General features: G+C 64.4%; 10 protein-coding genes. 5 read left to right on the top strand and 5 right to left on the bottom strand.

What is annotated here, in order from left to right; translation table 11 throughout:
* Positions 1-84 precede the first annotated feature (84 nt).
* The 3 genes from JQ573_RS39580 to JQ573_RS39570 all read left to right on the top strand — a co-directional run bounded on the left by JQ573_RS39580 (position 85) and on the right by JQ573_RS39570 (position 4,657).
* The gene (locus JQ573_RS39580) at positions 85-2,940 is read left to right on the top strand and encodes an autotransporter domain-containing protein (protein WP_212320417.1); all 2,856 of its coding nucleotides are present in this window, start codon (positions 85-87) and stop codon (positions 2,938-2,940) included.
* 105 nt (positions 2,941-3,045) lie between these two features.
* Positions 3,046-4,041 carry an alpha/beta fold hydrolase gene (locus JQ573_RS39575; RefSeq protein ID WP_249132771.1) on the top strand — a complete coding sequence of 332 codons (996 nt, stop codon included), beginning with the start codon at positions 3,046-3,048 and terminating at the stop codon, positions 4,039-4,041.
* A gap of 25 nt (positions 4,042-4,066) precedes the next feature.
* Positions 4,067-4,657, top strand: coding sequence for an SgcJ/EcaC family oxidoreductase (locus JQ573_RS39570; protein ID WP_212320415.1), 591 nt, complete (start codon positions 4,067-4,069; stop codon positions 4,655-4,657).
* Positions 4,658-4,675: 18 nt separating this feature from the next.
* Here JQ573_RS39570 and JQ573_RS39565 read toward each other — a convergent pair whose 3' ends face one another.
* From JQ573_RS39565 to JQ573_RS40985, 5 genes are all read right to left on the bottom strand, one after another.
* Entirely contained in the window at positions 4,676-5,653 is a 978-nt protein-coding gene (locus tag JQ573_RS39565) for a LysR substrate-binding domain-containing protein (protein WP_212320413.1), read from the bottom strand.
* Between the two features lie 269 nt (positions 5,654-5,922).
* Positions 5,923-7,521 carry a DUF882 domain-containing protein gene (locus tag JQ573_RS39560; RefSeq protein ID WP_212320412.1) on the bottom strand — a complete coding sequence of 533 codons (1,599 nt, stop codon included), beginning with the start codon at positions 7,519-7,521 and terminating at the stop codon, positions 5,923-5,925.
* A 264-nt stretch (positions 7,522-7,785) separates the two neighbouring features.
* Positions 7,786-10,047 (bottom strand): murein L,D-transpeptidase, encoded by a 2,262-nt coding sequence (locus JQ573_RS39555; protein ID WP_212320410.1) that lies wholly within the window; start codon positions 10,045-10,047, stop codon positions 7,786-7,788.
* A gap of 305 nt (positions 10,048-10,352) precedes the next feature.
* Positions 10,353-11,843, bottom strand: coding sequence for a sigma-54 dependent transcriptional regulator (locus JQ573_RS39550; RefSeq protein ID WP_212320408.1), 1,491 nt, complete (start codon positions 11,841-11,843; stop codon positions 10,353-10,355).
* A 21-nt stretch (positions 11,844-11,864) separates the two neighbouring features.
* Positions 11,865-12,077, bottom strand: coding sequence for a hypothetical protein (locus JQ573_RS40985; protein ID WP_409363120.1), 213 nt, complete (start codon positions 12,075-12,077; stop codon positions 11,865-11,867).
* On the opposite strand from JQ573_RS40985, the gene JQ573_RS39545 reads away from it, so the two are divergent.
* Both JQ573_RS39545 and JQ573_RS39540 read left to right on the top strand, forming a co-directional pair.
* On the top strand, positions 11,986-13,962 hold the full coding sequence (locus JQ573_RS39545; RefSeq protein WP_212320406.1) for a M3 family oligoendopeptidase: 1,977 nt from the start codon (positions 11,986-11,988) through the stop codon (positions 13,960-13,962). The two genes, JQ573_RS40985 and JQ573_RS39545, sit on opposite strands and share 92 nt — an antisense overlap.
* A 250-nt stretch (positions 13,963-14,212) precedes the next feature.
* Positions 14,213-14,365 carry an aa3-type cytochrome c oxidase subunit IV gene (locus JQ573_RS39540; RefSeq protein WP_092123491.1) on the top strand — a complete coding sequence of 51 codons (153 nt, stop codon included), beginning with the start codon at positions 14,213-14,215 and terminating at the stop codon, positions 14,363-14,365.
* Positions 14,366-14,585 lie beyond the last annotated feature (220 nt).

Raw genomic sequence — 14,585 nt, 5'->3', positions numbered from 1 at the left:
TCATGCGTGGCCGCGCCGGCACGTTCAGGCTGACGCGGCGAAAATCTGTCGTGTCTGCGCGGTACGACAACAAGGAATGCTGCAATGAATAGGTTTGGCTTAAGCACTCTCGCCGCGCTGCCGTTGGTCGGCCTGGCAAGCGGCGCGCAGGCAGCGTGCAGCGCGATTAGTCCGACGACGAACGATCAGGTGATCACTTGCACCGCGAATCCCGATGGCAGGCCTGACACGACCGGCATCGAGGATCTTGACGGCAAGACCGGGGTAACGGTCAACATCAACGCGGGCGCGCAGATCCTCGACACTTCGGCTGGGCTGCTTCGCATCCAACCCAGCAGTTCCAATTGGAAGATCAACAACCGGGGAACGCTCAATGAAATTGGGAGTGTGGGGAGCAACACAACAGTCGACAACGGCGGCAAGATCGTCGCCGGAGAGGGGGGAGTGGCGGTCGAGCTGTTGAATGGCGGCAGCGTCAGCAACGCGAGCGGCGGCAGCATTCAGGGGGGCGTTGGAGTCATCATCGGCGGCGGAGCAGGTGCGTTGACCAACGCCGGCGCGATTGCAGCCAACGTCGGAGCAGCCGTGATATTGGACAGCGGAACGGTGACGAATTCTGCCGGAGGCAGGATTTCCGGGACTGGAGCTGGTGGCGTCGGCGTCGTGCTGGGGTCGGGTACGCTCGACAACAACGCCAACGCCAAGATTTCCGGAACAGCGACCGGCGCTCTGGTCGATGCCGGCACGATCAACAATGCCGGCACCATCACGTCCGATCGCGTGGCGGTGCAGACGCACGGTGGAACGTTGAACAACCTGACGGGCGGGATGATCTCGGGTGCCGCGGCTGGCGTTGTTGTCAATCTGCCTCCGCAGATACAGTCGCGGATCCGCAGCAGCGTGCTATCTCAACCACCCGTGCCGGCGGTCGTCAATGCGGCAGGCGCAACCATTTCGGGTGCGATAGGTGTCTTTTTCGCTGAAGCGGGCACCGTGACCAATGCCGGAACGATCACGGCGACCGGGCGGGCGATTGATTTCGGCAAGGCCGGCGGCGCTGATTCGACGGTCGTCAACTACGGACGCATCGTCGGCGACGTGCAAATGAGTGACGGCAATGCGACACTGGCGATTGCAACCGGATCGACGATTGCGGGCGGGGTGAGTGCCGGGGGTGACGACGGCAGTCGAAAGAAAGAGCTGCAACTGATCGGCGGCGGGGCCGACACCTATGACGGGTCGTTCACCGGGTTCAAGGCGCTGACGGTCAATGCGCAAGGCGGCGTCTGGACGCTCGCCGGCAACAAGATACAGACCTATGTGAATGGCACCACGATCAACGCCGGTTCACTGCTCGTGAACACAACGCTGGCCTCGCAGGTCACGGTGAATCAGGGCGGCGCGCTGGGCGGCAATGGCACCGTGATCGGGAACGTCATGTTCAATCCCGGGTCGATCTACCGGATCAACCTCAACGGCAATCAGGCCGACCGATTGACAATTGGAGGTAACGCAGCTCTCGGCGGCGGCACACTCAACGCCACTATAGCCACGAGCGGCATCATCGTAGGGCAGAACTACACGGTACTAACGGCAAACAGTCTGAGCGGAAAGTTTGCTGCCGAGACGATGAACGTCAGTAGCGCCTTCCTGTCGTCGGCGCTCGTCTATGACGCGCATGACGTGTTTCTGCGCTTCGACCGCAATAGCCTCAGCTTTGCCGGCATTGGCCAAACCAGCAATCAGGCGGCGGTCGGACGGGCTTTCGATCGGATCCCCCTGACGACTGCCAGTCCCGTCTTCAATGCGGTGTTGTTCGGCTCTGCGGCCGAGGCCCGCAGCGCCTTCGACAGGATCTCCGGCGAGGGCCTTGCCGGCGCGCAGAATGCGGCGTTCCGCGCCAGCTCGCTGTTTACCTCGTCGGTCGACGACCAGGCGAGCGCCTGGCGCGCCGGCCGGGACGGTGGCGGCAATGCCATTGTGGTGGATCGTGATGGCGCGCTCGGCTACGCGGCGGAGGGCGCCTATGCCAGCGCCGGGCCCTTCACCAAGGCGCCTGCGACGGCGCGGTTCGACCGCACCTGGCGGGTGTGGGGATCGGCGTTCGGCGGCAGCAGCACCCTGCAAGGCGATGCTGGCCTCGGCACTGCGGCGCAGAGGGACAGCCTGTTCGGCGGCAACATCGGTCTCGACTATCAGGTGTGGCCGAACTGGCTGGTCGGCGTCGCATTCGGCGGCAGTGAGGGCAATTTCACCGTCGACAGCCGCACAACCAGCGGCAAGGTCGACGGCGTTCATGGCGCCATCTACAGCACGCTGACGCTGGGGCAGCTCTATCTGAGCAACGCCACCACGGTGTCGTCGTTTAGCAACAAGACCACACGGGTCATCGGCAATATCGGTGGACTTGCCGGCGAGACCGAGCGCGGCAATTTCAATTCATGGCAGTTGCGCTCGCGCTTCGAGGTCGGGCACGATTTCGCCATTGCCGGAGCGCGCGTCACGCCGTTCGCAGCGTTTGAGATCGCGCAGCTCTACAGCGACGGCTTCGCGGAGAGCAGCCAGACTGCCGGCGGTGCGCCCGGCGTGCTCGGGCTCGCGGTCTCGCGGCAGACCACCACGTCGGCGCCGCTGTTCGCGGGGGTGCGCGGGGAGCGCCGCATCGAGCTTGCCAACGGCATGGCGCTGACGCCGCAGGCGAGCATGGCCTGGGTGCACGAGTTCGCGCCGACGCGCAATCTCGACGGCACACTGGTGTCGCTGCCGGGCGCAAGCTTTATCGTCGACGGGGCGCGGCCGGCCAGCGATGCAGCGCAAGTCAGCGTCGGCGCGCAGCTCGACGTCACCCGCAACGCCGCGCTGTTCGCAAATTTCGAGGGCGAGTTCTCCAGCGTGACCCAGGCCTATGCCGGCAAGGGCGGCATCAGAATGGCCTGGTAATCGCGTCGATCGCCGGTTCGGCACACCACGGCGAAGAATCGGATCGCGGGCCGGCGACCGCAAGCCTCCCCGCGCCATCGTTCAACGAGACTGGAACCCATCACCATGATTCATCTGAAAAGGTCGCCGGTTCGGCGCCTCGTGCGAAGGCTTGTGATCGCGACGTGCATGGCCATGGCGCTGGCTGAGGCGTCGCTGTCGCCGGCGTTGAGCGCAGGTGTGGCGGCGGATCATTCCACGACGGTCCACAAGAGCATCGATGTTGACGGGCTGAAAATCTACTACCGCGAGGCCGGCCCGAATTTGGCACCAACGATCCTGCTGTTACACGGCTTCCCGTCGTCATCGCGGATGTTCGAAACGCTGATTCCGCTGCTTGCGGATCGGTACCATATCGTTGCACCGGACTATCCAGGTTTTGGTCACTCGGACGCGCCGCCGCCGGACGAATTCGACTATACATTCGACAATATCGCGCATGTCATGAACCGGCTGACCGAGGTGCTGGGATTGCATCGGTATGCGCTCTACGTCGCCGATTATGGCGGCCCGGTGGGCTTTCGACTTGCGATTGCACATCCTGAGCGGATAGCCGCGCTTATCATTCAGAATGCGGTCGCGCACGATGACGGCCTCGACGACAAGCTATGGGCGCCGCGTCGCGCATTCTGGGCGGATCGGGCGACGTATGCGGTGCGGGTGCGTCAGGGGCTGATTTCTCCCGACGCGACGCGAGCCCGGCATATCGGAAATTCGCCGCATCCCGAGCGGTACAGCCCGGATCTCTGGGAGGACGAGCTTGCCTTTCTGAATCGGCCGGGCATGGCGCAGATCCAGCTCGAGTTGTTCTATGACTACCGCACCAATGTCGCCGCCTATCCGATATGGCAGGCGTATCTCCGCGAGAACAGGCCGCCGGTGCTGGTCACCTGGGGCAAGTACGATCCCAACTTTTCGGTGCGGGAGGTCGAGGCGTTGAGCCGCGATGTTCCCGATGCGGAGGTGCATATCGTCGATGGAGGCCACTTTGCCCTGGACGAAGCGGTCGATGAGATAGCTGCGTTGATTCACGGTTTTCTCTCGAAGGTGCTGGCGCAGTAGGCGGGCGACGAGATCCGATGGCGCAATGGTCGACGGTGGGGCGATACGAGGCGGGCGCTGGTTCGTCGTCGACAGCCCGAACGATGACAGGGACGACCACAGCCGGATGTCCGGATCTCACCGCGCATCATTCCAGCAGCATGTGAGGTACCAGGTGACTCCGCGGACATGGCCGAATGAGCTTCGTCGGATTCTGGATACGGTCGCTCGACTGGCAGCGGCGTGGAATGAGGGTGATGAAGCCGGCTACGCGTCCCATTTCACGGATGACGCGAACTACATTGCGGCCAGCGGCGAGCGTTACAGAGGCAAGGCGCAGATCAGGACGGGCTATGGCTGGTTGTTCACCACGAGCCTCCGCGGAAGCCGGATCTCGTTGGAAATCGAGAGCATACGATCGTGGTCCCCGGTGATCGCGCTTGTCACGCTCCGCGTCAGGCTCGAAACGCCCGACGACACGGTTCATGGCCCGCACGCGTTGATCCGTTCCTCGCTCTTGATGTTTCTCGCCACGGACGGCTGGCGCGTAGCGGCGCTGCATGGCACGCGCATCGCCGATCGCCGCTGCGGGTCTCGGCGACCACCATCGATGTGGACAAGGATCAGTTCGCCATAGCGCCCGCGGGCGAGGGCGTTACTCAGCCGTCAGGACGGTGTTCTCGGTTCGCGACGTCTTCTGCGGGATCGCCTGCACCGCATCCCGCAGCCAATGCGTGAGGGCCTTGATCTTGGGATCGGCGCCGGCCTCGATACGATGCACCAGCCAGAAGCTCAGTTCGCTGCTTGCGGGCGGGTCGATCGCGGCGATCAACGTCGTTCCAAAACCGGGATGACTGCGCACCAGCGGATCCATGGTCAGCACCGCACCGACACCGTGCTGGGCGGCCTCCAGCGCTATCGGAAGACTGTCGAGGGTGACATCAAGCCCGGCGTCGTGATCCTCGATCGATAGACCGTGGATGGCGAACCAGTCCGGCCAGGCGCTCGGGAAGAAGGCGTTGTGAATGAGAGGGAGCCGCAAAAGATCGGCTGGAGCCGTGACCGGATGGGCCTCAAGGAACGACGGGCTCGCCGCCGGCAGGCCGCGCACGGTGAGCAATCGGGTCTTGGTCAAACCCGGCCATGGTCCTCGCCCGATGCGGATGCCGGCGTCGACCTGCTCGATGTTGAAGTCGACCATCCGTGCGGTGACCTCGAGGCGGAGATCGTAGTGCGGCCAGCGGCGGGCAAAATCCCGTAGATGCGGCACCAGCACGGTTTGTGAAAACAGCGCAGATGCGCTCAACCGAATCTGGCGCGTCTGCGCATCGGTGGCGAGGTCATCGAGGCCGCGGTTGATGGCGGCAAGACCACGGCGAACCTGGTGGGCGAAACGCTCTCCGGCAGGTGTGAGGCGTACCGAACGGCCGACCCGGCTGAACAGTCGCTCGCCAAGCTGTGCCTCCAGGCTACCGAGTTGATGGCTGATCGCCGATGCTGTTAGGCCGAGCTCTTCGGCAGCGCGCCGGAAGCTCAGGAGGCGGGCGGCGGCCTCGAAGGCGAGCAGGGCGGAGGTCGGAGGAATGCGGACGCGGGAGGCAGGGATCCGCAGCGCTGAATGATTGTCATGCATGGTGAAGCCAGTTCACGTGCCATTCGCTTGGGCGTCGGCCGCTGTCGTAGCGTCACAATCGCGCCAGGCTGGGATATAGCTCGTTCCCCCACGCGCCCATCCATCACGTTTTCGAACGTTTTCTTGATGATGATGGCGTTTGCGCGGTGATTGGGTCGTTGCTGCGGCTCAAGCACGGAAACCAGACCGTAACCTTCAGCTGCCCGGGCGTTACGCCCGTGCAGCCGCGCGCAATGTCGGCGTTGGCAAGCGTTCTGAAGCAGAACCACTCAGCGCAGCGAGGCGGTGCGCAGCACGAAGGACTGGGTGGTCAGGAGGGTGGTGGCCGAGCCCGAGAAGCGATCGCAGGTCATGCCCATCATCGGATCTTCCGAGAAGGTCATAGCGACGGCGGCTTGCGGCTTCACGAAATGCTGCCGCATCATGTTCATGTCGGTGTCGCCGAGCACGGTGGTCAGCATGCCGCTGCTCGCGCTGGGCGCCAGCATCACGACGCGCATCCAGATGTCGTTGCCCTTGGCGGCCGAGATCCGCGCCGACGTCGTGATCACGCCCTGGCCAGGGATGCCCTTCGCAACGACGGTGTTGATTTCAGTGGCCGGCGCCGCCGCATTGCGCACCGGGCGCACATTGCGCGGGATCGGCGCAGACGCAGCGACGATGTTGGCGCGATCGACCGGCGAGGACGCAGCCGGCGCATAAGCGAGCGCCTTGTTGAAGCTGTCGGTCGTGCTGGCGGTGGTCTGCGGATCCGAGCCGCCGACCGCCTCACGCGCCTTCAGCGCGGCGATCTGCGCGGCCGAAGCCTGCTTCGGCGCCGCGGACTCGTCACCCCAGAAGCCGCGGGCATTGATGATGTCGGCGGGCGATTGCGGCGCGCTGTTCTCGGCCGTCTGCACCACCTGCACCACTGGCTTCGCTTTCGGCATCGGCACGAGCTGCGCGTCGGCGGCGGCGAGCTGGATGGCGGCGGCGAATTGCTGCGGCTTGGCGCGCGGCAGCGGAACGGGGTCGGCGGATTTCGCAGGGGCCGCAGCCGCAACCACGGTGGCAGCGGCAGGCTTGTCGTTCACGGCGGCCGCGCCTTCGTCTTCATCGTCGCCCGACTTGCCGCCACCGAACAGCTTCGCGAACAGGGTCGGCTTGCTGATAACAGCAGCATCGTCGCCATTGCCGCGGCGTTCGATGTCGGCCTTGGCGAGTTCATAGCCCTTCAGCGGCGTGCCGTCGGTCGGGACGTGGACGGTGCGGCCATCCGGGAACACCCGGACCAGCTGCTCGCGGGTCATCCGCGGCCAGTGGCGAATGCCGCCGGTGTCGAGATGCACGAACGGTGAGCCCGAGGTCGGATAGAAGCCGACGCCGCCGCGCTGCAGGCGGAGGCCGGCGAAGCGGATCTGCTCCAGCGGCACGCCCGGGATGAAGAAATCCATCGCATGCCCCAGCATGTGCTGGCTGTGGCGCGCAACGCCCGAGGAGCGGCGGCGGAGCATGGCGTTGGTGGCAGGGGCGCGGTAGGCGGAGATGATCTGGATCGCCTGCTTGCCGCCGACGTCGCTGTAGACTTCCCAGAGAATGTCGAACAAATGACGGTCCATCACCGTCTCATCCTGGGAGCGCCAGTCGCGCAGGAAGTGATTGAGCTGCTTCAGCGCGGCTTCGTCGTAGCGGCCATCGCGCTTGAAGGTGATGGTGAGGTCTTCGCCCGAATGGGTGTGGTGGAAGGAGAGGGTGCGGGTCTGGTTCAGCGCAGTCGCATCGTGCACCGAACCCGCGCCCGCCAACAGCAATAGCGCGGTCAGGCCGACTTGGTATCCGGCCTTAGGCAGCGACAGCGGTTTGTAGCGGCGTGCGAAAACAGCCAGCACTATGAGCCCACCCAGTCGACGAGCGTTCGGTCGGCATCCTCGCAGACCCCCTGCGGAAGACGGTGAACGCTTTCTTAAAGCGGGAGGGTTAACCGAGGTTTACCGACCCGCCCCCAAGTTGGGCTCAACTAACTGGGGGAGTGTGGCAAAAGATAGCCCTGTTCCCCGGACCCCACGGGAAATGGTTAACGTAAACGATCTCGCTTTTTGAGCGAGATCGTTGATTTTACTTCAATATTTATCCCAATCGGGCGGAGAGGCAGATTAGCGGGTGATAACCCGGCGCTGCTGCTGGGCCTGGCCGCGGCGGACCGGCTGCGGCTCCGGCTGGCCGAATCCACCGAACAGGCGCTCGAAGAAGTTCGGTCCGGAGGAGCCAAAGCCGCTGTTGTCGCCGGCGACGTTGACGCCAGGCGGCAGGCTGCTGCTCGGCGGCCGCGCGTAGCTCGGCTGGGCGTGCGCCACGACCGTTTCGAGATCCTTGCCGCGGTTGTTCTTGAGCAGCGACAGCATGGCGGCGTCGCGGCCGTAGATGTCCCTGCGGATTTGCAGCTTGCCGGCGTCGTCCACGAACGCGGTCTGGTAGGTGATGTTGACCGGGATCGGCGTCGGGAATTTCAGATCGACTTCGCTCGAGCCGTACATGCTGCGGATCCGCTCCGGCGTGTAGTGCTGGTTCGGTTCGGTGATGTTGAGCAGCACGGACGCGTACTGATCCGGATTCTGCACGCGCATGCAGCCGTGGCTGAAGGCGCGCTCATCCTTCGCAAACAAATACTTGTCCGGCGTGTCGTGCTGATAGACCAGGAACTTGTTCGGGAAGTTGAAGCGGATGCGACCGAGCGCGTTGGCTTCACCGGGCGGCTGCGAGACGTGGATCGAGCCGTCGCGGTTGCGCTCGAGCTTGAGGCCCATGCGCTGCAGCACCGTCGGATCCTGCTGCAGGGCCGGCAGATACTCGTTGTAGATGATCGATGGCGGCACGTTCCAGGTCGGGTTGACCGTGATGTACTTCATCGTTTCGGTCAGAAGCGGCGTGGCGTGCTGGCCGGGCTTGCCGGTGACGACGCGCGTGGTCCAGACCTGCGCGCCGTTCTGCATCACCTTCAGCGTATAGTCGGGGATGTTGAGGATCACATAGGCGTTGCCGACATTGGCGGCGCCGAGCTGCCGCGGCAGCCAGCGCCAGCGCTCCATGTTGACGAGCACGGTGTCGATCTGACGGTCGCGCTTCGGATTGTTCAGCGCCTTCACCGTGCGCTCGTCGAGCACGCCGGTCGCCTTGAGGTCGACGCTGCTCTGGAATTTCTCCACGGCCCGCGCCACCGTCGCGTCATACTTGGTGCTGTCGGCATCCTCGGTGATGCCGAGCTTGTTGCGCAGATCCGGCACGCGCGGATCGTCCATCTCGACCGCGGCCTGCTTCTTGCGCGCGGGAACGTATTTCAACGCGGGGCCGTCGGCGATCGTGATCACCGGGCCGTCGCCCTGGCCACGCAGCTCGGCGAGCTTCTTCTTCAGCTCCTTGTAGAGCTTCTGCGGTGGGTTGTAGCCGTCGAGCGCGGCAGAGGCGTCCTTGGCCGAGGTCACATTCGCGAACACTTCGGCCGGATCAATCGGGTGCTCCGGATAGAGGATGTCCGCCGACACCTGCGACCAGTGCATGCGGCCGCTCTGGGCCTGGCGCGCATAGTCCAGCATGCTGGCCGCGAGCTTCAGCTCGGCGTCTGCCAGCGTATCGGGCGTCGTCGCAGCAGTGAAATCCGGCACCGGATAGTCTGATGCATCGAGACCGTCGGCGGCCGCATCCTTCAGGCGGGCGATGACGCCCTTGCCGGCATCGGTCAGCTTGCCGGCCTTGGTGAAGACGGGTGCATATTCGCGGGCCGAATAGAACTTCTCGGCGGCTGCGCGTTCGTTCTTGCGATCGAAGGTGCGCAGCGACTTGCTGGCGAGCAGCTCGCGCAGCTTGTCGGCGACCGGCTGATCCTCGGCGGCAACGTTGCTCGCAGCCTTCGCCGGTTCGGTCGCGGGAGCTGCCGCCGTCGCGGGAGCCGGAGCTGCGGCAGGCGCCGTTGCGGTTGCAGGGGCGGGTGCGGCCGGCGCGACCGCGGTATCGGTCTTCGGTGCATCGGCGGGCTTGGTCGCCGGCGAGGTGACGACATCGGCGGGCTTCGGCTCGACGGCCTTGTTGGCGGTCGCGCTCGGTTCTGCCGGCTTTGCATCGACAGGCTTGGCATCGACGGGCTTGGCTTCGGTGGCCTGCACCTCGGCGGGCTTCACGTCCGCCGGCTTGGCTGCGTCGGGCAGCGCGGCGGTGGTGTCGGCCTTGAAATCGCTTGCGGTGGGCGGCGGCACATTGGCCGGTTCGGGGCGCGGGATCGCGGCGTCGATCGCCAGTTCCGAGGCGCTGGAGCGAGGCGTGTCCTGCGCGAAGGCCGAGCTCGCGGACACCGTGAGGAAGGTCGCCGCGACGGCCATCAATACGCGGTCAAATCCTCGACGGTTGTTCGAACGGTCACGCATTTTCGCACCCCCTGGGTGGAACTGCCCCTCAGATTCTGGAACAGTTCAAATCGGTATTCGGTTTCATAGCTTGCGCGAAAGCGCCGGCTTCTCAAACGACTCGTATGCCTGCACGCAATTGACGCAGACGATACATTTGCCCCTCTTGTGCAGCCAGCGCCTTGCGGGGCAACTCACGACAAACTGACCTCGAAGCGGCTGATTTCGCTCGGGCCGTGCGTTTTTGCCACGCGGCACAGCCTTTGTCTGTCACCGACGGGACACGGTTCAAAAGGTTCCCTGGTATGGCCCTGTCGGCCTCGGGTTTAGGTGGCGTCGCTTGTGCGCGTGCCGGCCGCGGCTTCGTCGAGCTTGCGGTAGAGGGTCGAGCGGCCGATCTTGAGGCGACGCGCGACCTCCGACATCTGTCCGCGATAATGCGAAATCGCGAACCGGATGATCTCGTTCTCGAGATCTTCTAGCGGACGCACTTCGCCCGCGGCGTTGAGTATCGAGAGGCCGCCCGCCGTCGGCAGGGCAGCGGTGACAGGTATTTCATTACCGGAGATCATGGCGGGTGCCGTGGACGGCGACACCACCAGCGGCTCGCCCTGGAGCATTTTGCCGTCCGGCACCGGATGGGTCGTTCCTTGCGGGAAGTCGGCGAGCCCGAGCTGGTCGCCGTCGCTCATCACCACGGCGCGATACACCGTGTTCTCGAGCTGGCGGATGTTGCCCGGCCAATCGAGCTGCGCCAGATGCGCCATCGCATCGCCGCTGATTCCGGTGATGTTGCGGTTCTCCTCGGCGCAGAACCGCGCCAGGAAATGCCGCAGCAGATGCGGGATGTCTTCGCGCCGCTGTCGCAGCGCCGGAATGGTCAGCGGCAGCACGTGCAGACGATAGAACAGGTCCTCGCGGAACTGGCCGGCCTTCACGAGATCGAGCAGCTTGCGGTTGGTCGCCGAGATGATGCGGACATCGACCTTGACCGGCTTGCGGCCGCCGACCGCCTCGACGGTGCCTTCCTGCAGCGCGCGCAGCAGTTTCACCTGCGTTGCCAGCGGCAATTCGCCGACCTCGTCGAGGAACAGCGTGCCGCCATGGGCCTCGACGAACTTGCCCTGGTGGCGCTCGGTGGCGCCGGTGAAGGCGCCCTTCTCGTGGCCGAACAGGATCGATTCGACGAGATTGTCCGGGATCGCGCCGCAGTTCACCGCGACGAACGGCTTGGCCTTGCGCTCGCTGCTGCCGTGGATGGCGCGCGCGAACAGTTCCTTGCCGACGCCGGACTCGCCCTCGATCAGCACCGGGATGGTCGAGGATGCGGCCTTCTGTGCCGTGCGCAGCACGCCGGCCATCGCCTCGCTGCGGGTGATGATGTCGGAGAAGGTCAGCCGGCCCTCGCGGCTGTGGCGGATGCGCTGCAATTCGCCCTTCAGCGCCGATGCGTTGAGGGCGTTGCGCAGGCAGACCTGCAGCCGTTCGAAGCCGACCGGCTTGACGACGAAATCCTGGGCACCGGCGCGCATCGCCGACACCACATTGTCGATGCCGCCATGCGCGGTCTGCACGATGACCGGGACGTTCAAACCAGCTTCACGAATTTTTGCGAGGACTCCGAGACCGTCGAGGCCCGGCATCACGAGGTCGAGCACGACTGCATCGATCGCCTGCGTCTCGGATGCGGTCAGGGCCGCTATCGCGGCGTCGCCACTGTCCACGACGAGGGGCTCATAGCCGCACTTCTGCACCATGTTTTCAACCAAACGACGCTGTACGGCGTCATCATCGGCGATCAAAATGGTGGCAGCCATGGTTTTCCCCGCACGCTACGTTTATCTGTCTCGAATCGGGGCAATGTCGCCGATGCCGATTAACGCACTCTTAAACCTTGCAAACCCGCTTTCATTCCGCCGCCGCCGACATCTTTCCGACTGAAGTAAGGTTACGAACAAGATGACCTCGCGCTCCAAAACTGCCTCCCCCAAGTCTGCTCCCGGCAAGTCTGCTCCCAGCAAGCCTGCTCTCAGCAAGTCTGCACCCAGCAAGTCTGCACCCAGCAAGGCCGCGCTCCGCAAGGAAGCCGCGCTGCGCAAGACGGCCGCGCAACGCAAACCGGCCGCAGCCGGCCCGGCGGCGAAACAGGCGGCCGGCAAGACCGGCAAGCTTCCGGAATGGAATCTGGCAGATCTCTACTCCGGTATCGACGCGCCGGAAGTCGCACGCGATTTGCAGAAAATGGATGCAGATTGCGTCGCGTTTGAGACCGACTACAAGGGCAAGCTTGCCGAAAATACCGGCAAGGAAGGCGGCGGAAAGTGGCTGGCCGGGGCGATCAGGCGCTATGAGGCGATCGACGATCTGGCTGGCCGTCTCGGCTCTTATGCCGGCCTGGTCCATGCCGGCGACAGCGTCGATCCGGCGATCTCGAAATTCTACGGCGACGTCTCCGAGCGGCTGACGGCCGCCTCGGTGCATCTCCTGTTCTTCTCGCTCGAGCTCAATCGGGTTGACGATGATGTGATCGAGCGCGCGATGGCCGAACCCACGCTCGGCCACTACCGGCCGTGGATCGAGGATCTGCGCAAGGACAAGCCGTACCAGCTCGAGGATCGCGTCGAGCAGCTCTTCCACGAAAAGGCGCAGAGCGGCTACGCGGCCTGGAACCGGCTGTTCGACCAGACCATCTCCGGCCTGCGCTTCAAGGTCGCGGGCAAGGAGCTCGCGATCGAGCCGACGCTGAACCTGTTGCAGGACAAGGCCGGCGACAAGCGCAAGTCGGCCGCGCAGGCGCTCGCCAAGACCTTCAGGGACAATGAGCGCACCTTCGCGCTGATCACCAACACGCTGGCCAAGGACAAGGAAATCTCCGACCGCTGGAGGGGCTTCCAGGATATCGCGGATTCTCGCCATCTCAACAACCGGGTCGAGCGCGAGGTGGTCGATGCGCTGGTCGCCTCCGTGCGCGCGGCCTATCCGAAGCTGTCGCACCGCTACTACGCGTTGAAGGCCGGTTGGTTCAAAAAGAAGAAGCTGCCGCACTGGGACCGCAACGCGCCGCTGCCGTTCGCGGCGACCGGCACGATCGCCTGGCCCGAGGCGCGCAACATGGTGCTGTCGGCCTATAACGGCTTTTCGCCCAAGATGGCCGAGATCGCGGAGCGCTTCTTCAGCGATCGCTGGATCGATGCGCCGGTGCGTCCGGGCAAGGCGCCCGGTGCTTTCTCGCATCCGACCACGCCGTCGGCGCACCCCTATGTGCTGATGAATTATCAGGGCAAGCCGCGCGACGTGATGACGCTGGCGCATGAGCTCGGCCATGGCGTCCATCAGGTGCTGGCAGCGAAGAACGGCGCGCTGATGGCGCCGACGCCGTTGACGCTGGCGGAAACCGCGAGCGTGTTCGGCGAGATGCTGACCTTCAAGCGGCTGTTGTCGCAGACCAGGAACGCCAAGCAGCGCCAGGCGCTGCTCGCGGGCAAGGTCGAGGACATGATCAACACCGTGGTGCGGCAGATCGCGTTCTACTCATTCGAGCGTGCGGTTCATACCGAGCGCAAGAATGGCGAGCTCACCGCCGAGCGGATCGGCGAGCTGTGGCTCAGCGTGCAGGGCGAGAGCCTCGGGCCCGCGATCGAGATCAAGCCGGGCTACGAGACGTTCTGGATGTACATCCCGCACTTCATCCACTCGCCGTTCTACGTCTACGCCTATGCGTTCGGCGATTGCCTGGTGAACTCGCTCTATGCGGTCTACGAGCACGCATCCGACGGTTTCGCCGAGCGCTATCTCGACATGCTCGCCGCCGGCGGCACCAAGCATTACTCCGAGCTGCTGCGGCCGTTCGGGCTCGACGCCAAGGACCCGAAATTCTGGGACGGCGGCCTGTCCGTCATCGCCGGCATGATCGACGAACTGGAGACGATGGGCTGATGACCATCGGCCTGCCGGCTGGCTCGGGTCAGATTCGCGCAGCGTTTTTTGCGCCTCGCGGCATGATCGTTCCGTGACGCCCGCGTTTGGGAGATCAATCCTGCCCGAGGGGCGGCCGCGGGGCCGTCGCTCGAGGGGTGAATCGGGGACGATTTGCGGTTCAAATCGCCCGATCGGGACCACGCCGTTGCCCTGCCAACCTGTTTGCGGTAATGGCTCGCAGAACGCGAATTTCTGACTGGGGACAGCGATGGCAGACCATAGCGAAGTGGCCTATACGACCGCCGACGGCAACGATTACGTGGCGCATGAGCAGACCTATGAAGGGTTTATCGTGCTGGTCAAATACGGCACCATCAGCGTCGCCATCCTCCTCGCTCTGATGGCCTATTTCCTGGTCTGATCCCTGATCGGCTAGCGGCATCGCCGTCCCGCGGCGGTGCCGGAATTCCTGTCGAAACCCGGATGGAAAAACCGGGTATCCAATCTGGCGAAAATAACGCTAGTTTGAAGACGCGTGCGCCGCTCGCGCCGCCGGAGGGCCCATGAAGATCGCCGTTGCCAAGGAAATCGATGCGTCCGAGCCGCGGGTTGCGGTTTCGCCCGATACCATCAAGAAGTTC

It is taken from the genome of Bradyrhizobium sp. AUGA SZCCT0105, assembly GCF_018129565.1.
Classification (GTDB): Bacteria; Pseudomonadota; Alphaproteobacteria; order Rhizobiales; family Xanthobacteraceae; genus Bradyrhizobium.
The sequence above is the reverse complement of the archived record's forward strand: the minus strand, read 5'-3'. Positions and strand labels throughout refer to the sequence as shown.